This is a genomic window from Aquipseudomonas guryensis, assembly GCF_014164785.1.
Lineage (GTDB): Bacteria > Pseudomonadota > Gammaproteobacteria > Pseudomonadales > Pseudomonadaceae > Aquipseudomonas > Aquipseudomonas guryensis.
The window spans coordinates 852,156-875,341 of the sequence record NZ_JACJFN010000001.1 but is presented as its reverse complement, the minus strand read 5'-3'; the positions used below and the strand labels follow the sequence as shown (position 1 = coordinate 875,341).

The following is a 23,186-nucleotide window of genomic DNA, read 5'->3' as shown; positions in this document are numbered from 1 at the left end:
TGCTATGCCTTTGCCGCAGGATGCGCAGAAAGCTGCACAGGGATGCGCAAACACGAGACGCCGAATACGGCGCACCCAGACGAGGTAAGTCTGTCTTCTGACCCCGGGGAGGTCGTTTGTCCGCGCTTGTCGAACCTTTGCGCCTGGTCCTGCTGGCTGAACAGCCGGAATGGGCCACCCTGCTGCGCAGCCGACTGGAAGCGTTGGGCAGCGGTTACCCGCTGATTACTGCGCCGACCTGGGAGGCGGCCAGCAGCCTGTTCGACGACCCCGGCACGGGCCTGTTGCTGACCACCCCCGCCTGCCTGCCCGAACCCGGACGATGCCCCCTGCCCATCGTGCTGCTGCTCGACAGCGAGCCCCAGCAGGCGCCTGAGGACGTCTACGACTGGCTGGTGCGCGACAACCTGAGTGTCGACATGCTGCGTCGTTGCCTGCGCTACGCGCGCGAACGCAGCCAGCTGCAGAACACCCTGCAGCGCCTGGCCGAACAGGATCCGCTGACCGGCATCGCCAACCGCCTGGGCTTCCATACCCTGCTGGCGGCGCACCTGGCCGAGTCCCGTGGTCGCGGCCTGGCCCTCGGTCATCTCGATCTGGACAACTTCCGCCATGCCAACGACGCCCTCGGCCACCAGGCCGGCGACCGCCTGATCCTGCAGGTGGTGGCGCGGCTCAAGAGCCAGCTGGAAGCAGGTGATCGCGTGGCGCGTTTGGGCAGCGACGAATTTGCCCTGCTGATCGATACCCGGCGCGATCCTCTGCGCGCGGAAAAGATTGCTGAACGCATCACCGAAGCCCTCGCCGAACCCTATTGGGTGGATGGCGAGAGCCTGCTGATCGGCTGCAGCCTGGGCATCGCCCATGCCCGCGCGGATGCCGGTGCCGACCCGCTGATGTGGCACGCGCACATCGCCATGCAGCAGGCCAAGGCATCCCAGGGTTGCACTTTTCATGTCTTCGACGAGCGCACCAATCGCGGTGCGCGCAGCCAGGCCGATCTGGAAAGCGAGCTGCGCCGAGCCCTGCGCCGCGACGAGCTGGAGCTGCATTACCAGCCGCGCCTGTGTCTGCAGAGCGGGCGCATCCTCGGCCTGGAGGCGCTGGTGCGCTGGCGCCATGCCGAACGCGGCCTGCTCGGCCCGGACGAGTTCGTGCCGCTGGCCGAGGAAAGCGGGCTGATCGTGCCGCTGGGTTACTGGGTGATCTCGCGTGCCCTGCGCGACATGCAGTGGCTGCGTGGGCGTGGCCTGCCGGCGCTGCACATGGCGGTCAACCTGTCATTTCGTCAGTTCCAGGACAGCCAGCTGCTGGACACCCTGCAGCGTTTGATCGAGGAGCGTGGGGTCGACGCCCAGTGGCTCGAATTCGAGCTGACCGAGACCGCCGTGATGCGCCGCAGCGACCAGGTGCAGCAGACCATGCAGGCCCTCGGCCGGCTAGGCGTGCGCTTCTCCCTGGACGACTTCGGCACCGGCTTCTCCTCCTTCGTGCACCTGAACAACTTGCCGATCACTCTGCTGAAAATCGACAAGAGTTTCGTCGGCGGCATGGGCGAGCGCGCGGAGAATCGTCAGCTGGTGCGGGCGATGATCAACCTGGCGCACAACCTCCATCTGGAAGTGGTTGCCGAAGGCGTGGAAAACGCGGAGCAACTGGCCCTGCTGCGCCAGTTCGGTTGCGACCAGGTGCAGGGTTATCTGATCAGCAAGGCCCTGCCCCTGGCCGACTTGGCGCGCTTCCTGGTGTTTGGTGTGCGCCAGCCGCTGCTCTCCGGTTTGCCTTCCTGACCTTGTAGGGTGCGTCGTGCGTACCTGAACGTAGCCCGGATGCAATCCGGGAAAGCCGGCAGCTCTGTCCCCCGGATTGCATCCGGGCTACGACAGGCAGGTCTCTGCGATGGCCGGTTGTGGCCGTAACAGGCGCGCAGTCTTCCACTCGAAACCCAGGGTCAGGCCAATCGCCGCGCAGGCCAGGCCGCCCGCCAGGCCCCACCACACCCCTTCGGCGCCCCAACCCAGGGGAAAGGCCAGCGCCCAGGCCAGCGGCGCACCGATCGCCCAATAGCAACCTAGGCCGACCCAGAAGGTGGTCTTGCCGTCCTTGAGGCCGCGGATGGCTCCCATGGCGATGGTCTGGATGCCGTCGAACAATTCGAACCAGGCCGCCACCGCCAGCAGGCTGACGGCCAGGGCGATGATCTCGGCGAAGTCCGGGTTGTCGAGGTCGAGGAACATGCCCACCACCCACTGCGGTGCCAGCCAGAACAGCAGAGCGAAGCCGAGCATGCAGCAGGCGCCCAGGGCGATGCCCAGGCGTCCGGCGCGGCGGGCATCAATCAGGCGTCCAGCGCCGAAGTGCTGGCCGATGCGGAAGGTGGTGGCGTAGGAAATCCCCACTGGCACCATGAAGGCCACGTACACCGACATGATTGCTACCTGGTGCGCAGCCAGCGCCTGGCTGCCGATGGCGCCCATGCTCAGGGCGGCGAAGGCGAACAGGCCGGACTCCACCGCGTAGGTGCCGCCAATCGGCAGGCCCAGTCGCAGCAGCTCCTTGAATTCTGCCAGGCAGGGTTTGAGCAGGCCGCGGCGCAGCGGATAGGCAGCGTAGGCCGCATGCCCGGTGAGGTGCCAGGCCAGCAGCAGGGCCATGGCGCTGCTGACCAGCGCGGTGACCAGGCCGATGCCGGCCAGGCCCAGCGGCGGCAGGCCGAACCAGCCGTGGATCAGCGCATAGTTGAGGGCGAAGTTGGCCACGGCACCGCCGATGCTGATGGCCATGACCGGGCCCGGCCGGCCGATGGCGGCGGTGAAACCGCGCAGGGCCATGAAGCTGAGGTAACCGGGCAGGGCGAACACCAGGGTCGAGAGAAACTGCTGGGCGCCGGCGATGTTGTGTGGCTCCTGGCCGAAATGTGCCAGGAGCGGGCCGAGGTTCCACAGCAGCAGGCCGGCACCCAGGGCCAGGCCCCAGGCCAGCCACAGACCGGTCTGGGTCAGGCGGGTGACGCCGAGGTTGTCCTCGGCGCCATGGCGGATGGCGACCAGGTTGCCCACCGCGGCCAGTACACCGACGCAGAAGATCGAGATGAACGAGTAGCTGGCCGCGCCGAGGCCGCCGGCGGCCAGTTCGGCCGGGCCGAGCCAGCCCATCATCAGGGTGTCGGTGAACACCATCAGCACATGCGCCAGCTGCGCGGCAATCAGCGGGCCGGCCAGGCGGACGAGGGCAAGGAGTTCCAGGCGGGCGGCGGATGACATGATTCTGACTCAGGTAGATGGCTTGCCGGACAAATCCAGGACGGCAGAGAATGTCGCCATTCTCCTGAGCCAAGCGAGTTGGCACAAAATGAAAAAGCAGATGCTATGCATGACTAAAACTCATGGATTTTGCCGATGAGCCGGCGCTTGCCGCCGCTCTATGCCCTGCGCGCCTTCGAAGCGGCGGCGCGGCATGCCTCCTTCACCCGCGCGGCCGAGGAGCTGGCGATCACCCAGAGCGCGGTGAGCCGGCATGTCCGCACTCTGGAAGAATACTTCGCCTGTCGCCTGTTCGAGCGCAAGGGCCGCAACCTTCAGCTCAGCGAGACCGGACGGACCCTGCTGCCCGGTGTGCGCGATGGCTTCGATGCGCTGGAGCGGGCCTGCACTGCCCTGCGTGCGGATGACGCGACCCTGCGCCTGAAGGCACCGTCGACCCTGACCATGCGCTGGCTGCTGGCGCGGCTGTCGCGCTTTCGCCTGCTCAATGCCGATATCGAAGTGCAGCTGACCAGCGCCTGGATGGACGTGGACAAGGTCGACTTCCACCATGAGCCATTCGACTGCGCGGTCCTGCTCAACAGTGGCGTGGCTTTTCCCGAGGAGTGGGAGGCGGTCGAGCTGTTCGCCGAGTGGCTGATCCCGGTGTGCGCGGTGGATGCGCTGACCGAACAGCCCTGGGACCTGGCGCGGCTGCAGGCCAGCGAGCTGCTGCACCCGACCCCGGATCGCCGCGACTGGCGCCAGTGGCTGCAGGCCATGGGCCTGGCCGAGCAGGTGCCGCTCAAGGGCGGCCAGGTGTTCGACACCCTGGAGCTGGGCATGGTCGCCGCCGCCCGCGGCTATGGCGTGTCGATCGGCGATCTGGTGATGATCGCCGAGGATGTCGCCCAGGGTCGCCTCGGCCTGCCCTGGCCCAGCGCGGTGCCCAGCGGCTGCAGCTACTACCTGGTGTGGCCGCGTGGCCGCCGGGGTGAAGAGCGCCTGCGCCGGTTGCGCGATTTCCTGGTGGCCGAAGTGGCGGCGATGCAGCTGCCGCAGGTACAGCGCGTCATCCCGGCTTAGCCGGAGGCCGGGCGGTATTGCAGGGCTTCGGCCAGGTGCGCGCGGCTGATCTGTTCGGCTTGCTGCAGATCGGCCAGGGTGCGCGCCACCTTGAGCAGGCGGTGGGCGGCGCGTAGCGACAGGTTGAGGCGCTCGCAGGCGCTTTCCAGCCAGCGCTGGTCGTCGGCTTGCAGCGGGCAGTGCTGGCGCAAACCCGACAGATCGAGAAAGGCATTGGCGCAGCCTTGGCGGCGCATCTGCCGCTGCCGCGCACTGGCGACTTCGGTGGCGATGCTGGCGCTGTTCTGCCCGCTCTCGGGGTCGGCGTGCAGCGCGGTGCTTTCCCGGGCCACGGTAAGGTGCAAGTCGATGCGGTCGAGCAGCGGCCCGGACAGTTTGCCGCGGTAGCGCTGGATCTGTTCCGTGCTGCAGCGACAGCGCCCGCTGGGGTCGCCCAGATAACCGCAAGGGCAGGGATTCATTGCTGCCACCAGCTGGAAGCGGGCGGGAAAGCGTACCTTGTCGCGCGCCCGGGCAATCACGATCTGCCCGCTTTCCAGTGGCTCACGCAGCACCTCCAGTACCTTGCGATCGAATTCCGGCAGTTCGTCCAAGAATAAGACGCCCTGATGGGCCAGGGTAATTTCTCCCGGTTGCGGGCGACTGCCACCTGTTAGAAATCTAATTAATTGCGAACAGGCGGTATAAATGAACCCATTAAGTGCAAACAAAGCATCTTCCTTGGTCTCCGGGCCGGTTCGCCAGATAGGCGTTCAGAGCCGGAGCGTCACCGGCACGATGCCAAACGGCAACCGGTACGAGTCATCGCTGGAGCGAGACTTCATGATCCTGCTCCAGTTCGACTTCTCTGTGGACATCTACACCCCGCAGCCGGTGGTTGTGAAGTACCAAGACCAGGGGGGGAGTTGGTGCCGGTACACACCAGACGGTCTGATTGAGTGGAGAGCCGATCTGCGCCGGGATAGCCGACCTGTCTTGGTAGAGATTAAGTACCGCGAGGCTTTCCATGGCCAATGGCGCGTCTGGCGGGAGCGCATCAGGGCAGCCAAGCGGTATGCAGATGAGCGCGGCTGGCTCTTCGAGATGTACACCGAGCGTGAGATCCGAACCCCCTATCTCGATAATGCTCGCTTCCTTCTGCCATACCGAAACCGGTCATTCGACCCTATTGCAGAAGAGGCTGTAACAACCGCTATCAACGAACTTATCGAAACGACGCCAAGTGCTTTGGCTGCGTTCATCTCTCCCGATCGTTGGCGACAAGCCGAGATTCTTCCGACGATCTGGAAGCTCCTGGCTGAACGTCGAATCGGATTTGACCTGGTGCAGCCGCTTACCATGCAATCGCCTCTTTGGGCTCTAGGGGGCTGTGTATGAGCAAACTCGTTCCAGGTTGCCCTGTCTCATGGCGCGACCGTGATTGGATCCTTCTCGATATTCCCTCGATTGACCGCGTCTTGATCAAGGATTCAGAAAGCGGCCACATGGAGCTCGTACCTGCTACTGAACTCCGGGAAAAGATCTCTGCTGGCAGAGGTAAGCAGGGCCTCATGACCATTCCAGACGAGGCATGGAGCGAAGCTTGGAGTCGCTTCGAAGCCATACGTCCTTTGGTGGAGCGCGAGAATCGCAAGCGAACTCGCCAGGAGATCGACGAGGTTGCTGGCAAGTTCGGAAAGAACCGCGCCACTGTCTATCGCTGGATTGCTAAGTGGCATGAAAGCAAGACCGTTTCGGCGCTCGTGCGCAGCGGACGAAGCGACAATGGCAGGTCTCGATTGGCCTCAAACGTCGAAACCATCATCCAGGCAGAAATTGAGGCTTTCTACCTAACTAGAGAGCGCCCCACTGTTGTTGAGCTGTGGGAGCGTATTGCGCTTTCGTGCCGAGAAAAGCAGCTCGCTCCTCCCAACATCTCCACGATCCGCCGAAGGGTAGATGGGCTTCAGGATCGCTTGATCGTCGCCAAGCGGCACAGTTTCAAAGAAGCCAGAGAGAAGTACCAGCCGCTTCGAGGCTCTTTCCCCGGCGCTGATGTCCCCTTAGCCGTCTATCAGATCGATCATTCACCGATCGACATGTGCTTCGTAGATGAACAGTACCGACAGGAGATCGGTAGGGGCTATCTGACGATCGTCACGGATAGCTGCACGCGAATGCTTGCTGGTTTTTGCGCGTCGCTCGATCCTCCCGGTGCCCTTTCGACCGGCCTAGCACTGGCGCACGCGATCCTTCCGAAAGTGCAATGGTTGGCGGAGCGGTCTATCGACACGGGATGGCCGGTCTATGGGGTTCCTTCCAAGATTTACGCTGACAATGCATCAGAGTTCCGCGGAACCATGCTTGAGCGAGCATGCCGCGAATACAACATCGTGATGGAGAACCGGCCCAAGGGGTTACCGAACTACGGCGGCCACGTAGAGCGGCTGTTCCGCACGTTCATGCATCGTGTTCAGACGTTGCCTGGTACGACATTTTCGAACGTGGAGGAGCGAGGTGAGTACGACTCTCAGGGGCGCGCTGTGATGACCTTAGCCGAGTTCGAACACTGGTTCTCTATCTTCGTGTTGAAGGTCTATCACCAGAGACCACATCGTGGCATCGGCCGTGTCCCTCCGATCAAGTACTACGAGCAGTTTTTGCTTGGAACCAGCACGACCATAGGCATCGGGTTGCCTGAGCCCATCCGCGATGAGCGTAAGTTGCGGTTCGATTTCATGCCCTACGTAGAAAGAACGATCCAAGAATACGGCGTAGTAATCGACAACATTCACTATTACGCCGACGTGCTGCGGCCGTGGATTCATGCACGCGATCCGAAGAATGCAAAGCTCAAGCGGAAGTTCGTCTTCGTTCGTGATCCTCGCGATATCAGTGAGGTGTACTTCTTGGATCCAGAGACGAAAACCTACTTCGCCGTGCCCTATCGCAACATAACGCGGCCCAAGATCAGTGCCTGGGAATTGAACGCGATCTTGAAGCGCATCGCCTCCCAGCCCGAGCTGCAGCCAGATGAGGACACCATCTTCCAAGGCCTGGCGGAAATGGCGCGTATCGAGCGCGCCGCTGCAGAAAAATCACGAAGCGTTCGGCGCACCACCCAGCGACGCGCGGGCTGGCGTAAGAACGCCGTAGCAGCGGTACGCACACAATTTTCCGAGCCTGCGGCCGTTCCCGCTTGGGATGAGGATGTCCAGCCGTTCGATGACATCGAGGAAGCGCAATGAAGTATTCGCACCTTTCTGACACAGCCGCCTCAAAGGTAGAGCTCCCCGATCAGGAGCGAATCCAGCACATCAAGAAGCCGCGCTGGATTGGCTACAGCCGCGCCAAAGACATTCTCGAAAAACTGGAGGATTTGCTAGTTCATCCCGTACAACCTCGTATGCCCAACATGCTAATCGTTGGTGAAACAAATAACGGCAAGACAATGCTGGTCGAGAAATTTCGAGAGAGACATCCGGCTAGCGAGAACCCCAACGGCGAAGCAGTCAAGATTCCTGTTCTTTACATACAGGCACCACCAGGCCCCGACGAGCGCGGAATCTATAACGCTATTCTCAATCGCCTCTTCGAGGCGAATCCGCGAAGCGAGTCGGTCGATGCTAAGCGTGATCGGGTCGTTGCAATTCTGAAGCGTGTAAGCCTCGGGTTCGTGATGATTGACGAGATCCACCACTTGATGGCGGGCGCGTACGTTAAACAACGCAACGCTCTCAACGTACTGAAGTACCTAGGCAATGAGCTGCGTGTTCCGATAGTTGGTATCGGCACGGCAGAGGCTGTACGCGCCGTGCAGACGGACCCACAGCTAGCAAACCGCTTCACCCCTGAGGTTCTTCCGAAGTGGACCCGGAACGCCGAGCTGGCACGCCTAATGTCGAGCTTTGAACGCGTGCTTCCGTTGAAGGAGGCATCTCAGCTGTCAGCATCGCCTTTGATTGATCGCGTTCTCGACATGAGCTCGGGAACCATAGGAGAGATGTCTACGTTGCTCAATATGGCGGCAATTCACGCCATTAAGACTGGTGAAGAGCGAATCACGGTATCGACGTTGGAGGGCTGCCAGTACGTACCACCCGCTCAACGGAAACAGGCTGCAGCGCTAATGTGAGTCGGAGCGATGGCCGGTCCCGCATGGCCTATTCATCCTCATCCACTGCCTGATGAACTGCTGTCGTCGTGGATGATTCGGATCGCTCGCGGCAACGGCTATAAAGTCCAGAGCTTCTATGCCTCATACTTCGGCAGAGACCGGCAAATATGGAACCGTGACATCGATCATCACGCTCCAGACTGGCTGATAGAAGCTTTGTCCGAACGTACGACCATTCGCATCGAGCGAATCAGGAGAATGACCCTTCGTGCCTATGAAGGTACGGTCTTTGAAGAATTCCAAGACCGTGCAGTGACCAGGTTCGTAATGTCGCTGAGTATTTATCACCGTACTCATCGCGCGTTTGGGCAGCAGTTCTGTCCGATATGCCTGAACGAGGATCAGCAGCCCTACTTGCGTCGATGCTGGCGGCTTGCCTTGCTGACGGTGTGCACTAAGCACCAGGTCGTGCTCCAAGATCGTTGCGGGCAGTGTGGCAAACCGGTCGTCCCTCATCGTGTAGACATGTCGACTCGCCACAGCTTTCCAGCGAGGATCGACATGCGGACATGCGGCTTTTGTAGAAGACGCATTGCGGCGCAGCCAGAGGTTGCTGACGGCGAGGATGTTCTTATGCAGCGTTCGCTCGAAGAAGTCCTTGAAAGCGGATACGTAAGCATCGGCAACAACCCGAATCTCTACGCGCATCTTTACTTCAATGGGCTCCGTGCTGTGATGCATGGCATTCGTCGCTTAGGGGTCGTCACGCCCTCGCATCACAACTTTGATTGTTGTGATGTTGTAAGTCGGCTTGCTCTGATGCGGGAGGCGGCAAAGCTTCTACAGGACTGGCCAGACCATTTCCTGAGGTTTTGCGACCACGTACGCCAGCCTTACACAACGTTCTGTCGCGATGGTTATTTGCCGTACTGGCTCTACAGCGTGATGCGGGCAAATTTCTGGCAAGCGGGGGCATCAAGTCCAACATTACAGAGCACCATGAAAAGGGCTCGTTCGGCAGTAGTACGTAACTCTGTACTGACTTGACATCCGCTTGCGGGGGCAAGCGAGCTGTTGCATTGACCAGTTGAATCTACAGCCAAGCCACTGATGGCGGGCGAAATGAACGGTCGGCTCAATCGGCTATGCGAGTGCTGGTGAGGCTGGCTGGCCCTGCCGTAGGGAAGGATGAAATGCTAGGTGCATGATCAACTTTTTCGGAGCTATAGTGCTGGTCAAGAGACAGCAGCGATGAAGTGGTAATGGAAGACCTGGCAACGAAGATCATCCCTCTAGTGCAGATGCTTATACCAGGGTTCATCACCACGATGATCTTCTACTGGCTGGCTGACGTGAAAAAACCGGGCCAGTTTGAGCGCACAGTTCAGGCACTGATCGGTACCGGTATTATCACGCTGGTGGTATCGGGAATTGAGCTCTTGGTGAAGTACATCGGGGCACATTGGTTTGTGTTGGGACCATGGACATCTCAGGCGGAAAGCGCTTGGGGAGTCGGTCTGGCGATTCTGTTGGGACTCGGCCTCGCATTCGCCTCAAATCACGATTATCTCTACAGAGTCGCCAGAAAATGGGGGCTAACCTCTCGAGCCTCCTACCCTGAATGGATCTATGCCTTCCGTAAACGCGAAGGACAGTCTGTCGTGCTGACTTTGCTCGATGGGCGGCGGCTATTCGGTTACCCGGCAGTGTGGCCAACCGATCCGAGCGATGGTCATTTTCTAATCACGCAGCCTTGCTGGATGGATGAACAAAATGAGTGGGTGGAGATGCCTGGCATTGAGAGCTATCTAATCTCCAACGTAGATGTTTATTTGGTCGAATTTCTTGAACGAGAGGAGTAGTCATATGACCACTGATCACGGCAAAGAGCGGGAACGCATGGTGGATCATCGGGTTCGCGAAGATGGGATGAATGTAAGCCCTCCGGCCCCGTCTAATGTAAGGCCTTCAACTCCACCGCCTGCTCCGCCGAAAGCCCCCAACCGCTAGGAAATAACTTCATGTACGAGGAAAGAGGCATATCACCACCACCGCCTAGCTCTGGTGGCAAGGGGGGGCAGCAGATGCCACAGCGACCGGCAACCCCGCCGAAAGCTCCGCCGCCTCCTACACGCAGAGGAGGCATCAATGAGTGACAAGAAGCCGGCAGGCAAAAAGCCTAGTGGTGTTCCTGTATACGATGGAGTAAGCCCTGGTGGAAAGATCGTTGTCACGCGACCGACAACTCCTCCTCCGGCGCCACCGCCTGCAAGTAAGAAGTGAGGTTTCAATGTCAGAGAAAACCAATAGTCAGTCAGGTTCGCCCGTCAAAGGTGGAGTGAGCAAAGAGACGACAAGTCAGCGTCCTGCAAGCCCACCTAAGGCCCCACCTCCCGCTCCAAGTAAGGGCTAAAGTCGACTAACGGCCGGTTTGTCATCAGCCAATTTGCCCCATCGCGCTCTGGACACTCTACCCAGATTAATATGCGAAACAATGACCATGTGCCGTCTTAAAGTACTATAAAGGAATTTTTATGGCCTATAGGAATGGAAATTACTGTGCGTTCTATGTTTCGGAACCGTTTAGCACCAGCACACTTGGCGCATATGTGACCAAAGATTTCGTTTACTACAACACCCTAAAGGCTTGGAAAGGGCAAGACGCATCGTTTCCCTTTATCGACTCTCATGAAAAGACATATAGCGTTCGGGATGGCAGCAATTGGGAGAGCACGCTAAAGCCGAGGCTTCAGGAGCGCCTTAGAAGTTCTAAGAATATTATTCTGTTTCTAAGCTCTAGAACCAAGAACTCTCAAGCACTTAGAGAGGAGATTAGGTACGGAATTGAAGAGCAGTCCCTGCCTGTAATTGTTATATACCCGGATTACGATACTAAAGAAAGCTTGTTGCTTAACGGCGTGTTGAAGCCACAGGTTATATCTCTGTGGGATAATCTGCCTGTTTTTCGCGATTCCATGAAAAAAGTTCCGACACTTCACATTCCAATGAATAAAGATCTGATCAGACAGTCACTGCAAGATACAGGCTTTACCGTGAGCACCCCCAATAAAATAGATGTATACCGGTTTAAGTAGTAAGAAATACGCTCTGCTACATACACCACTTCCGGGGAGGATAAATGCCAAAAGTTGGTTTTTTTGATCGGAGAGTCATAAGGCAGTTCCTGGAGTACATATCAGCAATATCGACAGCGCTCTCGCTGTTCCTGATATTTGTTGATATTCCTGATGGGGCAAAAATCCTTCTTGGGGTGATATTTGTTCTTGGGCTGGTTATTGGATATATCACGCTATGGGTTCACTCTTCGACTCTTGAAAATATCGATCTTGATATCGAAGGCAGTACTGTCACGATTAAGACTGGCGACATATTTAAGGAGTCTGGCTTTAAGGCCATTGCCTTTAATGAGTATTTTGACACTCTTGTTGACAATAAGGTGATATCCGACGAATCCCTTAATGGAATATTTATAAATAAATTTTTCTCGAGTTCAGTCCAGGTGCTGGATGATCACATTTCTTCCTATAATTTTGAGGAGGGTGATGTCGTTTGCGACAATGTTGAGCGGAAGTATGGTAAGAGTCGTAGATATAGCATAGGCACGGTATGCGTCTATGGGGAGTACATTCTTGCGGCTTTTTCAAAGTTCGACGACAGCAATCGTGCCATGCTCACTATGCCGGAATTCTTGGAGTTTCTAATTAAATTCTGGGACAAGGTAAACAAGGTTTATGCTCAAAAGAACGTGTCAGTTCCTATTTTTGGGTCTGGGATAACCCGCATTAAAGAGCATAGAAATATTTCTGACGAAGAGCTTCTCAAAATTATGCTATGGACTTTTAGGATTAGTGAAATGCGGTTTAAATACCCCGCAAAGCTCACCATCGTAATTCATGAGAGCAAGATCAATCAGATTAATCTCTTGGATATAAAATCTGCTAAAAATGGAATTTGATTGGCGTTTAATCATTTTCCTACATGAGTCGCCCCGGCTTTCCTAGACACTCCCCAAGCTCTGGAAAAAGCGCCTTTCAAACTCAACAAGCGCGTAGTCTTGAGGGCACGCTGCGACTAGCCGCTCCTCGTGATACTCTCTAGCAATGACCAGTTCGCGAGGTTGCCTAGATGAGCAGGTATTACCAGTCTGATAGTAGCTTTGACGAGATTCTTGAGGGCAAAGCCCGCAGGCGCGAAGAGCTGATGAATGCCATCCGAGCGGCAGACCCTGCAGTCTTAGCTGAAGCCGCTGAGCGCCTCAGAGAGGCGATGCGCAAAAGAGATCCTAGCCAGCGACGCCAGCGGCTTGGCCGTCCAGCCTGCTGCAAGTAATCCGGCGCCGCCAGTCAGCCCAAGTTCTCTCAATCGACTTGGACGAGTGGTATAGGGTCACCCACTAACACAGCTGCACCCTCATCACCATTGCAGCTGGTCTCCGCTCCTTGGCTCCATTCAAGTCGGGCCTGTTTGCCGCGCAGATCTACTAAAAGATGTCGACTCAGGCAGTCCATGGCTCGCTCGGCAACTGCCATAACCTCGGTGTCAGACCAAGCCTGGATGGTGTAATCGAACACCTGAGCCTCCAGATCCTCGCCCTCGGTGTGGTGGAGAATCGAGGCATAAGCCTCAGTGCAACGACCGCTTACGCGCTCGCAGCGGATCTCGATAGCGTTGGTGCCTGGGGCTTCATAACCCTGCTGGGTTTTCCACCCACCCCAAATCAGCAGTTTCCCGTCGCTCTGCTCGACTGTCAGCGGTGGGCGTACAACGGAATGCGGAGCTTCAGCGGTAGCCGGTGCAGCATACCAGAGGGCTGTGTAGGCGGAGAGCAAGGCGGAAGCAAGGGCAACGACGAGGTACTTGATATAGCTCATGTTCGAACTCCATTCGAGGAAAGCCATCCTGGCGTTGAGAGTCTAGAACATAGTGAGCGGGCTGCTGAGTAACGGTCTGCATTTTTAAACCGCCCTGCGCGGCCAACAGAGCTTAGATCAAGGCATCATCCCAAAGATCCTCAAGATCTACGTCGTCACTGCTAGGGCGGTGTTCCTTAATTAGCGGGTCAACTTTTATTATCATCGGAAGGTCAAACGCTGTCCCTGTTACAACACAGCATCCCTTGGCAAGAGTTGGAATAAGTGCTCGAGATGAGGTATCCAGAGTGCTAATGGTGTTGTCTAGCAGCTTAAGGTCACGATCATTGACAAGCCGGTGAATAAAAAAGTTGTGAACTTGGGAGACTACGGTCGGTGATATATCGGCTGGTCGCTGACTTGAGAGCGTTAAGTATGCACCGTACTTCCGGCCTTCTTTTATGATTTCTTCAAAAAGCTCAAGCCTGTAGTCCTTCCAGACCTCGTGCTCTCTTGCCGACTGCTCTGACAGTATATTGTGAGCCTCATCAATGATCAAATGAAGGGTCTTATTTGGAGGGCTTTTTACAGTGTCCTTATGTTTTGCATAGATGCTTTTTGCGATCAAAAGCGGAAGGATTTTCTTCATATCGCTTTTACACCGCTTTAGCGAGATTACATGCAGTAAATCCGATGGGGGGTGCCCGCCGGTCAGCTCAACCACCTTTCGTAGTTCTGTAACCGAGGCCTTGGCGCGAGTAAGCACTGGCTGAATATGTTCATATTGTGCATAGCCCAATACCACATCAGAGCATAGCTGTAGATAAGCCCTTAAAAGAAATTCATCAAACTGATCTAAATAGTCCAGGTCTATGTGTTGCAATATAGGCAGTATGCTTTCCGTAAAGCCTGCCCCGTCAGAGTTATACCAAGGCCCGTTATTGCTTTTGAATGAACGATTGGCAAAAATGTACTTAATCTCTTTAAGGTGATTCTGCAAAGCCTGTGAGTCGACTATTCGAGCAATTTCTCTGCTTAATTCTAAGGCATCTGGCTTTGCTTCGCCCGAACTGAATGCTCTCTCAAATGTTTTCAAAAAGAAGTTCTTGAGAGAATCAGGGTTGGATTTAAATCTCTCCCTGCCATTAACAATTCTGCGGATGAACGGCTGCTGTGTATTTGTTGTGGCCTGAAAAAGTAAGCTAAGGGTTTCAACATCCCAGAAGTGGGATGATGACAGTTTAAGTTTATCGCGTGGCTTCTTCTGGTTTAGTATTGTTACTCGCTTTTCGTTGAAGGGGAGTATTTGGTCTTCGGTGTACTCGCCATTGAAGTCAACTATTATAAAGCTGCTTTTATCTTTAAGAATCTCATGCTTTTGCTTAAATAATGTTGTGTATAGCTTTGCTAGCGTATTAGATTTTCCGCTGCCCGTATTTCCAAAAATCCCTAGATGTCCATTAAATATTCGAGCCCAAGACAAGTTGACTGCAACATCTTCCTTTAGCATCACACCAATAGAAAAGTCTCCGCGCCCTTCTTTTCCATATATCCTAGCAACCGCAGGCTCACTGAGCAGTGAAGCCACATCGCGGATCATAGGCATGTACTTCACGCCCTCTTGAAAAATGCCATCAACAATGAATCCAATTGGCCTTACATCGACCCTTCTTGTATAGATTGTCCTTCCACTCTCAGCGTCAACATTCCTCTCGTCTAAAAACTCACCCTCTACCAAGCAGACAATATCTATAAATCCGCGCTGGATAGATATGTGCTCCCGGATTGAAATTCCGCGATATTTTACTCCATTGTAAAAAATGGACTCTTGGTTGGAGTCTTCAAATATCCTCAACGATATCTTTATGCCGGAAACTGCAGTGACCTCGCCGACAACCAGGCTCATAAAGCCTCCGCGGCGTCAGGGGCGGTATATGTCTCGGGTTTTAGTGAGAATATATACTTATTAAAATTGGTGAAGGTGAGGCTTTCACCATCAGGAGGGCCGATTACGTCTACGTTATTCCAGGCCTTAAAGTCGCCGGCCAACTTCTTGGCGCTTGAGGCACTATAGCAGCAGACATATGCCTTCAAAGTTGGATTGGTGAGCGAGCGTTGCACCAGTTTTAAAATGTGCTCGTCAGCGAAAGAGAATCCAAAGGTGATCAAGATAGAGTTAGGCTTTTCAAGCTCGTAGCTTAGAAGTCGGAGCATCTGATAGTAATGCTCTTCGAAAACCGTTTCGTGGAACTTCCATTTGGTTGGGTTTACGATGGGCAGTGCATTGTAGCTATCCCAGAAATTACTAATCTCTCCCGGGGTTAGCTGCACAGATGGGATTTCCTCCGTCGTTCCCCCTTTAGTGACGAGATACTCTGAATAGTCTTCAAGCTTGCTGAGGGTTCTTGCAGTTAAGAAGTTGGAGTGGCGTGCGTCGTAATCGACTTTAATTTTATCTGCATCTTTTTCCCAATATACTGAGCCATGCAGATTCATTAGATTTATTTGTGGTATTCCATAGTTGTGGCGTTCAAAGGCACTCGCCTGGCATTGGAAACGGTGGAAGTTTTTTATATGGAGATGTTTTGTTCGAAATCCAGCAGAGCCATCGTTCACAGTAAACTGATGTGTGTCATCAGTCAGTATTGAGTCGGCGGCAAAGGGCAAGCAGCCATCGTAGTTTGTTGTAAATACATTTACCTTGCGGTTGAGATCCTTTCGTTTTTCAAGCAATCCAATGATGGTCTTTATTAAGTTCTGGTAGTTCCTGATGTTTTCTTTTTTCTTTCTGCTGCGAATGATGTCAGGATTGTAACTCTGGACCGGGCTTATGCAGGTGTTGTAGTAGTGCATAAAGAGGGCTGTCTTCTTTTTAATATCGCCCTCATATTTCGTCGCCAATGTTTCAATGGTCTCCCACTCGGATCGGCTATTGGTTATAGCTAGCCCTAGAGTGGGAAACAAGTCAGCGGAAGCCCCAGACCCAATAAGAAGGTTTATGTTCTTGTTGTATATGTCGACAGGTGGGATTGATATGAACATGCAATGCTCCGTTGCGATGTCGACCCTTGAGTTTTTCGTGCCATCTATGCGGGTCTGATATTTATTATGCGAGTATTAAACGACTAAGCCTACTTGCTGGCCGACAATTCGAGTCCCAAGGGAGAGTGCTTCCGAAACCAGCATGCGTGCAATTTCTTTACCGCCTCTAGCTGCGGTATCCCCCAGCCGCTCTCCAATTGACGCTTTCCCCTGCAGACTCGAAGGCATTGCACGCAAAACCTCCAGCCCTTTGCTGGTAAGGACAGCCTCGGCGACGTAGAAACCATTCTCTGCTTTTGCAGTGATATATCCTGAGCCTTCAAGCCAACGGATACATGCAAAGAAAAACTCTGCATCTTCAGATGGTACATCGGACCCGAGGTGTTCATTGAATACGGTTGCGCTAGCAACGTAGTCGGCAGCTCGAAGCAAACATGGTACGGGAAAGTTCAGATAAAGCTTGGCGAACACTTCTCCAGTTATTTCGTCGAACCGCTCAATATTACTCAATGACATTCGATTCTCACCATTATTGATAAAGTGCGGCTCATATTGACTTGTTGGGCGGCTCAAGGTGAAACGCTGCGCCAGTCAGCTCATCGTAGAAGTGGTTGCCTCCCTTGAGCACTTTGTCGAAGAGAAGACTCGTAAAGATCGCTTCATCCTTTGTCCCACTGCGATGCCACCGGTAAGGTGTCCAGCCTTTTTTTCGGATGTATTCCAGACGTCGCTTAAAGGAGCCAGGCAACATGTTTTCAATGTGCTGCCGACTGTAATTTCTATGCTTGTCTTCGCGAGCATCCACGAGCTGTCTAACGGAGTCATAAACGATTCTCATGCTTTCAGCCAATGAGCATTCATCCAAAATCTGTCGGAGATTTTGCTCTATCAATGGACTCCAGCGCTTGCATGAGAAACCGTATCGGTCCAGCTGTTTATCAAGGAGCTTTCGAAGTTCAGAGAGGCAGACTGAGTACCAGACCTCACGCCAGTCGCTTAGCGCTGCTTGTTCCAGTGTGCTCTCAAGAGATAGCAATACTTGGGTAAAGGGTAGGTGGTCGCTATCCGGTGCTAGTGTCCAATTCACCAGGCTTGTGTCGTACTCCACGACTCCGTCTGCATTGAGCCTCAATGCCCAGCGACGAGTTTGGGCCGGTACGATCCACCCAGCCTCGTGCAACAGCTGATAGACAGCAACGGTGTCATTCGGGTGCGCGAACAGTGCAGTCCTATGATTGGACCACGCCTCCAGTTTGCCCTGTGTCCAAAGGTCACCCGATGCAGAGAAGAGTCCATACAGGAGGTATGCGTCTCGAAATGGCGCTGCTCTATAGCTTCTGGGCCTTAGCTGTTCTGCCCATGTTTGAATCTGTTGCTGAATGGCCCTTTCTTCGGTTGCGTGCTGCTCCTCTTGTTGACGTTGCTTTTCTTTATACAACTCTTCGACGCATACGGCGCATTGCCATTGCGGATCTACTTTCCTTCTGCTGAAGACTCTGCGCTGTAGATCCTGAAACCCCGTACGCGATGTTGCAACGAGCCGGCGACCGCAACCACATCGGACGGTCGTAACCGCTTTGCAAGCTTGATTCACAACCTTAAGAAGCCCAGCTTGGGTACGGCCGTGTCGTCGTGCGAGATCCGCTATTGTTCCGCATGCCCAGCTATCGTTTTCGCCTCGTTGCCAATAATCGACCGACAGCTGAATAAGTTGCTCATCGTCCGTAGTAAAGCAAAGGTAGAGCATTGCGACTCCGTTAGAGCTGCTTGATGATGTCCAGGGCGAAGGTTTCCGCGCCTTTCTTCGGACGATGTTTGATAGGAGTACAGACCCACTTCTTGATGTGGTCTTTGGCGCCCCAGCCGTTCTCGCGCGCAACTTCGAGCATGAACTGTGCAAGTTCGGGCGTTTCGATTCGTTGGCCCGAGTGATGTCGAACGTAGAGGAGTGCGAGGGCTTCGGCACCTTTTCGCTGGATCTCGATGAGATAGCGCCACACGCCGCCATGACACAGTTCGGCAACTACGTAGCCACGCGGGGGAGCGCTTGAGCTATCGGAGGACAGGTGCCAACTGCGTACCTTGTTGATGTGCCAAGGCAAGAAATTCACAACGCCAGTGTTGTCAGGCTGCTGGCGAAAGGACGACGAAACAGGAATAGTTCGGAATGGATATCCCGCATCGACTACAAAGGCCAGAGTTTTGAAGAACTCATTGAGAGTGACCGGAATTTCAGGCGTTTGGATAGTCTTTACATTCAACTCCGTTGTTGAGCCGTTTCCTGATGGATCGCCGGGCGATGCAGTGCCATCGGGGTCTCCGGTGCCGTGAGGCGCGCGCGGCCGAGAGCGGTACTTTTGCACCAGTTTCGGGTCGTCTATCAGCTCAAGGGAAAGATCAAGAATGTTCCCCGAAGCTTCGACACAGGCTGCCTCGAGATGATCTGCCGGCTCCTCCTTCGATGTGAGAACAAGCATATCCAGCTCGACAGGGGAGCGACTCCGCCCACCATACGATGGTATGAGATCAGGGTCGTTTGCGTTCAGGCCCTTCTTCGCACTGTTCTTACGGTCAATAATCAGTCGATCAAAGCAAAGGCGGGTTTGTAGGTCCGTGATTTCTGTTGCGAGGAAGCCCCACTCGGTGCTTTCCGTCTTGCCTCGCTGCACCCTGAAAGGCATGAACTTGCCGTTGGCTTTGAGCTGAACCGGGTTCGTAAAGGGGAGATTGAGCTTGATGTGAGCGGCTGGTTGCCCGTGCTCTCGATGATTCACACTTTCTGTGGTGAGCGACTGGCGAAACCGGGCGTACTCCTTGGAAGCAATAGGATCGGCGATAAGGTTCGCGAGCGCAGGGCCTTCCAGATCGCGGAAGTCCTTGAACAAGATCATGTAGAACGTATTTGGCTTGTCCAGAAGGGAACCAGAGGAAGGGTCAACGATCTTGTCGAGTTGCCCATAGACGAGCTGCCGAACAGCTTTCGGAGATGTGGCGAGCGCCTGCTGGAACAAGATCGTCGCAGGTATGACCATTAGGCGAAGCGCTGGTGTTGGATCGTAGATAACCACGACCCACGAGCTGCTGCTCTCGATTAGGGCGTCACGGCCAATCCGATATCGATTTGGAGCGAATATCGGCTCCTGGCTATCACCTATTCGTACCTTGTCATCGAAGCGAACCAGATGGCATTTCTCGTGCGCCAGGGTGCACTCGATATTCTTGGACTGCACCGGCACCCGTACGCCATTAAGCCAAACAGACCCTATCTTCAGAAGTGCGATGAGGCCGACCTTGACCGAGACCTGCTGGTACTTCGGTGGTTCGGGCTGGGATTTGGCCGACAGCGGGTCGCTAAAGCCCGGTAGAAGCTCGGCGAGGTGGACGGTGATACGAGGCTCAGTGCTCGACGAAGGAGGATAAATGATGCGTCCGAGCCAGGTAATGCACCAAGGCTTGTCGTTGAACCTGAATTCTTCGATCTGGATGGTCATTAAGTGCGATACGGATCAATATTCGCACTTAATTTGCCTTATTCGCGCGGAATTGTGAACGGCCGCAAATAGCGAGAAGTTTTACACCACCCCCGACCAGGGCCGGGCCGGAGGCGCTGTGGTGCGGCTGGCGAAACGGCCGTTGCGGCCAGCTGGTCAGCGGCGCCTGGCTGGCCACCGAGTGGATGGCGGCCACCTGCAGCGCTTCTTCTTCGTCGAGTGGTGGCAACAGGCCGGGCAGGCGGCTGGCCAGCAGGGTCTTGCCGGTGCCAGGTGGCCCGGTAAACAGCAGATTATGGCCGCCACTGGCGGCGATCAGCAGGGCGCGTTTGGCGGCCAGCTGGCCTTGCACTTCGGCCAGGTCCGGGTAGGGCGTGCAGGTGCGCAGCAGGCCACCAGCCTGGTAAGGCGCCAGCGGGGTATGGCCATTGAGGTGGGCGGCGAGCTGCAACAGGTGCTCGACGGCTAGCACGCTCAGGCCGGAGGCCAGGCAGGCTTCCTCGGCATTGGCACTTGGCACCACTAAGGTGCGCCCGGCCGCGCGCGCAGCCAGGGCGGCGGGCAATACGCCCTGAACCGGGCGCACGGCACCGGACAGCGCCAGTTCGCCGAGGCATTCCAGGCTGGCCAGGCTGGCGGCAGGCACCTGGCCGCTGGCAGCCAGCACGCCGAGGGCGATGGCCAGGTCGAAACGTCCGCCATCCTTGGGTAGATCGGCCGGTGCCAGGTTCAGGGTGATACGCCGAGGCGGGAATTCGAAGCCGGAGTTGAGGATGGCGCTGCGCACGCGGTCCTTGCTTTCCTTCACCGCCGTTTCCGGCAGGCCAACCAGCGCCATGCTCGGCAGGCCGTTGGCCAGATGGGCCTCGACGGTAACGGCCGGCGCTTCGACGCCGACCTGGGCACGGCTGTGGACTATGGCCTGGGACATGATCACTCCTTGATCAGGTCGCCGGCCGCTGATCGTCGATCAGTCGGCGGGCGGGTTTGGCTGCGCTTCCATGGCGGCCACCTTGGCCTCCAGTGCTTCCAGACGGGCGCGGGTGCGCGCCAGAACAACCATCTGGCTGTCGAATTCGTCACGGCTGACCAAGTCCAGTTTGCTGAACGCACTCTGCAGCAGCACCTTGAATTGCGCCTCGAATTCGCTGCGTGGCAGCGGCGTATCGCCGTTGAACAGGCGCGAGGCGTGGCTGGTCAGGGCGTCGAGCAGAGCTTTGGGCGGCAGCATGATGGGGGTTCCGAAGTCAGACGGGCGGCAGTGTAGCACGCAGCCCCTGGCGCCACGGTGCAGGGCATGACTGCACGGTTTTTGACCACTGCTGGCGTTTGCTGTGCACCGTTTGCGTGCAATGACTCGCCGGTCGAAAACTTGGTAAATCCGTTTTGTTGGGCTAACTCCATGAAAACAAGGCATTTGTCATAGCTGGCAAGCTTTCTGCTAAGTGACCTGTGACGTGTGCACCGATGCAGTACCGGTGCACGGAGTGAGGCGGGGGGAATGCTTCACTGCATGCGGTTGGTTGGCACTGGAAAGGTTGCAGTCATGGCCTACGGTGCGTTTCAAAAGCCAGACACTGCGCTTAGACTTGAGCCGGGTTTGTTCTTCCTGGGGCAAGTCCACCAAATACGGGAGAGAGTTAATGAAGCTAGTCACTGCCATCATCAAGCCATTCAAGCTGGACGACGTGCGCGAGTCGCTGTCGGAGATCGGCGTGCAGGGCATCACCGTCACCGAAGTCAAAGGCTTCGGTCGGCAGAAGGGCCACACCGAGTTGTACCGTGGCGCTGAATACGTGGTGGATTTCCTGCCCAAGGTGAAGATCGACGTAGCCATCGCCGACGACCAGCTGGATCGGGTTATCGAGGCGATCACCAAGGCGGCCAACACCGGCAAGATCGGTGACGGCAAGATTTTCGTCGTCAATCTGGAACAGGCCATCCGCATCCGTACCGGCGAAACCGGCACCGACGCAGTTTAAGCCTCAGAACCTCACACGCCCCAGGAGAAAACAATATGACTCTGCGTAAAATCGCAGGGCTAGGAGCCCTCGTGTCCCTCTTTACCCCTGGCCTGGCCATGGCTGAAGAGGTTGTCCTCAACTCCGGCGACACCGCCTGGATGCTGACCGCCACCGTACTGGTGCTGTTCATGACCATCCCCGGCCTGGCGCTGTTCTACGGCGGCATGGTTCGCTCGAAGAACATCCTCTCGATAATGATGCAGTGCTTTGCCATCACCGGTCTGATCAGCATCCTCTGGGTTGCTTACGGCTACAGCATGGCGTTCGATACCACCGGCATGGAGAAGGGTGTTCTTAACTTCAACTCCTTCGTTGGCGGTCTGAACAAAGCCTTCCTCAGCGGCTTGACCCCGGACAGCCTGATCGGTGCCTTCCCGGAGAGCGTGTTCATCGTCTTCCAGATGACCTTCGCCATCATCACCCCGGCTCTGATCGTCGGTGCTTTCGCCGAGCGCATGAAGTTCTCCGCGATGCTGATCTTCATGGCCGTGTGGTTCACCCTGGTCTACGCCCCGATGTGCCACATGGTCTGGTCCGGTGACGGCGCCTTCCTGTGGGACGCTGGCGTGCTGGACTTCGCCGGTGGCACCGTGGTGCACATCAACGCCGGTATCGCTGGCCTGGTGGCCTGCCTGGTGCTCGGCAAGCGCAAAGGCTTCCCGACCACCGCCATGGCCCCGCACAACCTGGGCTACACCCTGATGGGTGCCGCCATGCTGTGGATCGGCTGGTTCGGCTTCAACGCCGGTTCCGCCATCGCCGCCAACGGCACTGCCGGTATGGCCATGCTGGTCACCCAGATCGCCACCGCCGCTGCTGCTCTGGGCTGGATGTTCGCCGAGTGGATCACCCACGGTAAGCCGAGCGCCCTGGGCATCGCGTCCGGTGTGGTTGCCGGTCTGGTTGCCATCACCCCGGCTGCCGGTACCGCTGGCCCGATGGGCGCGCTGGTAATCGGTCTGTCCGCTGGCGTGATCTGCTTCTTCTGCGCCACCAGCCTCAAGCGCAAGCTGGGCTACGACGACTCCCTGGACGCGTTCGGCGTACACGGTATCGGCGGTATCGTCGGTGCGATCCTCACTGGTGTGTTTGCTGCACCGGCTCTGGGTGGCTTCGGCACCGTCGAAGACATCGGCGCTCAGGTCTGGATTCAGATCGAAGGTGTACTGGTCACTGTGATCTACACCGCCGTGGTCACCTTCGTGATCCTGAAAGTGCTGGATATGGTCATGGGCCTGCGTGTCAGCGAAGAAGCCGAGACCGTCGGTCTCGACCTCTCCGAGCACAACGAGCGCGGCTACAACCTGTAAGCCCTGCTGATGTGCAAAACGCCC

The 23,186-nt window shown here is 56.3% G+C and carries 19 protein-coding genes and 2 pseudogenes; 11 read left to right on the top strand and 10 right to left on the bottom strand.

Annotated features, from left to right (window positions below):
* Positions 1-116: 116 nt before the first annotated feature.
* On the top strand, positions 117-1,790 hold the full coding sequence (locus H3H45_RS04000) for a putative bifunctional diguanylate cyclase/phosphodiesterase (RefSeq protein ID WP_182832438.1): 1,674 nt from the start codon (positions 117-119) through the stop codon (positions 1,788-1,790).
* Between the two features lie 87 nt (positions 1,791-1,877).
* Here the strand turns inward: H3H45_RS04000 and H3H45_RS03995 are convergent, their stop codons facing one another.
* Entirely contained in the window at positions 1,878-3,263 is a 1,386-nt protein-coding gene (locus H3H45_RS03995; protein WP_182832437.1) for a NorM family multidrug efflux MATE transporter, read from the bottom strand.
* Between the two features lie 135 nt (positions 3,264-3,398).
* Here H3H45_RS03995 and H3H45_RS03990 point away from each other — a divergent pair, with 135 nt between their 5' ends.
* Positions 3,399-4,328, top strand: a complete 930-nt coding sequence (locus tag H3H45_RS03990; protein WP_182832436.1) for a LysR substrate-binding domain-containing protein — start codon at positions 3,399-3,401, stop codon at positions 4,326-4,328.
* Here H3H45_RS03990 and H3H45_RS03985 read toward each other — a convergent pair.
* A pseudogene (locus H3H45_RS03985) lies at positions 4,325-4,978 on the bottom strand (ATP-binding protein); the annotation flags it as partial. The gene H3H45_RS03990 and the pseudogene H3H45_RS03985 sit on opposite strands and share 4 nt — an antisense overlap.
* 37 nt (positions 4,979-5,015) lie before the next feature.
* Here H3H45_RS03985 and H3H45_RS03980 point away from each other — a divergent pair.
* From H3H45_RS03980 to H3H45_RS03950, 7 genes are all read left to right on the top strand, one after another.
* On the top strand, positions 5,016-5,705 hold the full coding sequence (locus H3H45_RS03980; protein ID WP_235983344.1) for a heteromeric transposase endonuclease subunit TnsA: 690 nt from the start codon (positions 5,016-5,018) through the stop codon (positions 5,703-5,705).
* Positions 5,702-7,555 carry a Mu transposase C-terminal domain-containing protein gene (locus H3H45_RS03975; protein WP_182832434.1) on the top strand — a complete coding sequence of 618 codons (1,854 nt, stop codon included), beginning with the start codon at positions 5,702-5,704 and terminating at the stop codon, positions 7,553-7,555. Before H3H45_RS03980 ends, H3H45_RS03975 begins: the two co-directional genes overlap by 4 nt.
* Complete coding sequence (locus H3H45_RS03970; protein WP_182832433.1) at positions 7,552-8,442, top strand: TniB family NTP-binding protein; 891 nt, start codon at positions 7,552-7,554, stop codon at positions 8,440-8,442. The genes H3H45_RS03975 and H3H45_RS03970 overlap by 4 nt, the downstream gene beginning before the upstream one ends.
* 9 nt (positions 8,443-8,451) lie before the next feature.
* Positions 8,452-9,471 (top strand): TniQ family protein, encoded by a 1,020-nt coding sequence (locus tag H3H45_RS20380; protein ID WP_182832432.1) that lies wholly within the window; start codon positions 8,452-8,454, stop codon positions 9,469-9,471.
* Positions 9,472-9,686: 215 nt separating this feature from the next.
* Entirely contained in the window at positions 9,687-10,286 is a 600-nt protein-coding gene (locus H3H45_RS03960; RefSeq protein ID WP_182832431.1) for a DUF6338 family protein, read from the top strand.
* A gap of 672 nt (positions 10,287-10,958) precedes the next feature.
* Positions 10,959-11,519, top strand: a complete 561-nt coding sequence (locus tag H3H45_RS03955) for a TIR domain-containing protein (RefSeq protein WP_182832430.1) — start codon at positions 10,959-10,961, stop codon at positions 11,517-11,519.
* A gap of 44 nt (positions 11,520-11,563) precedes the next feature.
* On the top strand, positions 11,564-12,400 hold the full coding sequence (locus tag H3H45_RS03950; protein ID WP_182832429.1) for a macro domain-containing protein: 837 nt from the start codon (positions 11,564-11,566) through the stop codon (positions 12,398-12,400).
* Positions 12,401-12,803: 403 nt separating this feature from the next.
* On the opposite strand, the gene H3H45_RS03945 is transcribed toward H3H45_RS03950, so the two are convergent.
* From H3H45_RS03945 to H3H45_RS03910, 8 genes and pseudogenes are all read right to left on the bottom strand, one after another.
* Positions 12,804-13,316 carry a hypothetical protein gene (locus H3H45_RS03945; RefSeq protein WP_182832428.1) on the bottom strand — a complete coding sequence of 171 codons (513 nt, stop codon included), beginning with the start codon at positions 13,314-13,316 and terminating at the stop codon, positions 12,804-12,806.
* 112 nt (positions 13,317-13,428) lie between these two features.
* Positions 13,429-15,201: an ATP-binding protein gene (locus H3H45_RS03940; RefSeq protein ID WP_182832427.1), complete on the bottom strand. Its 1,773-nt coding sequence runs from the start codon at positions 15,199-15,201 to the stop codon at positions 13,429-13,431.
* The gene (locus H3H45_RS03935) at positions 15,198-16,337 is read right to left on the bottom strand and encodes an SIR2 family protein (protein WP_182832426.1); all 1,140 of its coding nucleotides are present in this window, start codon (positions 16,335-16,337) and stop codon (positions 15,198-15,200) included. Before H3H45_RS03935 ends, H3H45_RS03940 begins: the two co-directional genes overlap by 4 nt.
* Before the next feature lie 75 nt (positions 16,338-16,412).
* Positions 16,413-16,853 carry a hypothetical protein gene (locus H3H45_RS03930; RefSeq protein ID WP_182832425.1) on the bottom strand — a complete coding sequence of 147 codons (441 nt, stop codon included), beginning with the start codon at positions 16,851-16,853 and terminating at the stop codon, positions 16,413-16,415.
* A gap of 31 nt (positions 16,854-16,884) precedes the next feature.
* Positions 16,885-18,084 carry a hypothetical protein gene (locus H3H45_RS03925; protein WP_182832424.1) on the bottom strand — a complete coding sequence of 400 codons (1,200 nt, stop codon included), beginning with the start codon at positions 18,082-18,084 and terminating at the stop codon, positions 16,885-16,887.
* Between the two features lie 10 nt (positions 18,085-18,094).
* Positions 18,095-19,828, bottom strand: a complete 1,734-nt coding sequence (locus H3H45_RS03920) for a hypothetical protein (protein WP_182832423.1) — start codon at positions 19,826-19,828, stop codon at positions 18,095-18,097.
* An 85-nt stretch (positions 19,829-19,913) separates the two neighbouring features.
* A pseudogene (locus tag H3H45_RS03915) lies at positions 19,914-20,759 on the bottom strand (YifB family Mg chelatase-like AAA ATPase); the annotation flags it as partial.
* Positions 20,760-20,798: 39 nt separating this feature from the next.
* Positions 20,799-21,059, bottom strand: a complete 261-nt coding sequence (locus tag H3H45_RS03910) for an accessory factor UbiK family protein (protein ID WP_173211153.1) — start codon at positions 21,057-21,059, stop codon at positions 20,799-20,801.
* Positions 21,060-21,471: 412 nt separating this feature from the next.
* On the opposite strand from H3H45_RS03910, the gene glnK reads away from it, so the two are divergent.
* Together glnK and H3H45_RS03900 are read left to right on the top strand one after the other, a co-directional pair.
* Positions 21,472-21,810, top strand: coding sequence for a P-II family nitrogen regulator (gene glnK / locus H3H45_RS03905; RefSeq protein ID WP_021700071.1), 339 nt, complete (start codon positions 21,472-21,474; stop codon positions 21,808-21,810).
* 35 nt (positions 21,811-21,845) lie between these two features.
* Positions 21,846-23,162: an ammonium transporter gene (locus H3H45_RS03900; protein WP_182832421.1), complete on the top strand. Its 1,317-nt coding sequence runs from the start codon at positions 21,846-21,848 to the stop codon at positions 23,160-23,162.
* Positions 23,163-23,186 lie beyond the last annotated feature (24 nt).

Bases quoted from the DNA above. Each gene is read 5' to 3' on its own strand.
- H3H45_RS03995 (WP_182832437.1), bottom strand. From the start codon at position 3,263: ATGTCATCCGCCGCCCGCCTGGAACTCCTTGCCCTCGTCCGCCTGGCC.
- H3H45_RS03990 (WP_182832436.1), top strand. From the start codon at position 3,399: ATGAGCCGGCGCTTGCCGCCGCTCTATGCCCTGCGCGCCTTCGAAGCG.
- H3H45_RS03980 (WP_235983344.1), top strand. From the start codon at position 5,016: ATGAACCCATTAAGTGCAAACAAAGCATCTTCCTTGGTCTCCGGGCCG.
- H3H45_RS03975 (WP_182832434.1), top strand. From the start codon at position 5,702: ATGAGCAAACTCGTTCCAGGTTGCCCTGTCTCATGGCGCGACCGTGAT.
- H3H45_RS03970 (WP_182832433.1), top strand. From the start codon at position 7,552: ATGAAGTATTCGCACCTTTCTGACACAGCCGCCTCAAAGGTAGAGCTC.
- H3H45_RS20380 (WP_182832432.1), top strand. From the start codon at position 8,452: ATGGCCGGTCCCGCATGGCCTATTCATCCTCATCCACTGCCTGATGAA.
- H3H45_RS03960 (WP_182832431.1), top strand. From the start codon at position 9,687: ATGGAAGACCTGGCAACGAAGATCATCCCTCTAGTGCAGATGCTTATA.
- H3H45_RS03955 (WP_182832430.1), top strand. From the start codon at position 10,959: ATGGCCTATAGGAATGGAAATTACTGTGCGTTCTATGTTTCGGAACCG.
- H3H45_RS03950 (WP_182832429.1), top strand. From the start codon at position 11,564: ATGCCAAAAGTTGGTTTTTTTGATCGGAGAGTCATAAGGCAGTTCCTG.
- H3H45_RS03945 (WP_182832428.1), bottom strand. From the start codon at position 13,316: ATGAGCTATATCAAGTACCTCGTCGTTGCCCTTGCTTCCGCCTTGCTC.
- H3H45_RS03940 (WP_182832427.1), bottom strand. From the start codon at position 15,201: ATGAGCCTGGTTGTCGGCGAGGTCACTGCAGTTTCCGGCATAAAGATA.
- H3H45_RS03935 (WP_182832426.1), bottom strand. From the start codon at position 16,337: ATGTTCATATCAATCCCACCTGTCGACATATACAACAAGAACATAAAC.
- H3H45_RS03930 (WP_182832425.1), bottom strand. From the start codon at position 16,853: ATGTCATTGAGTAATATTGAGCGGTTCGACGAAATAACTGGAGAAGTG.
- H3H45_RS03925 (WP_182832424.1), bottom strand. From the start codon at position 18,084: ATGCTCTACCTTTGCTTTACTACGGACGATGAGCAACTTATTCAGCTG.
- H3H45_RS03920 (WP_182832423.1), bottom strand. From the start codon at position 19,828: ATGACCATCCAGATCGAAGAATTCAGGTTCAACGACAAGCCTTGGTGC.
- H3H45_RS03910 (WP_173211153.1), bottom strand. From the start codon at position 21,059: ATGCTGCCGCCCAAAGCTCTGCTCGACGCCCTGACCAGCCACGCCTCG.
- glnK (WP_021700071.1), top strand. From the start codon at position 21,472: ATGAAGCTAGTCACTGCCATCATCAAGCCATTCAAGCTGGACGACGTG.
- H3H45_RS03900 (WP_182832421.1), top strand. From the start codon at position 21,846: ATGACTCTGCGTAAAATCGCAGGGCTAGGAGCCCTCGTGTCCCTCTTT.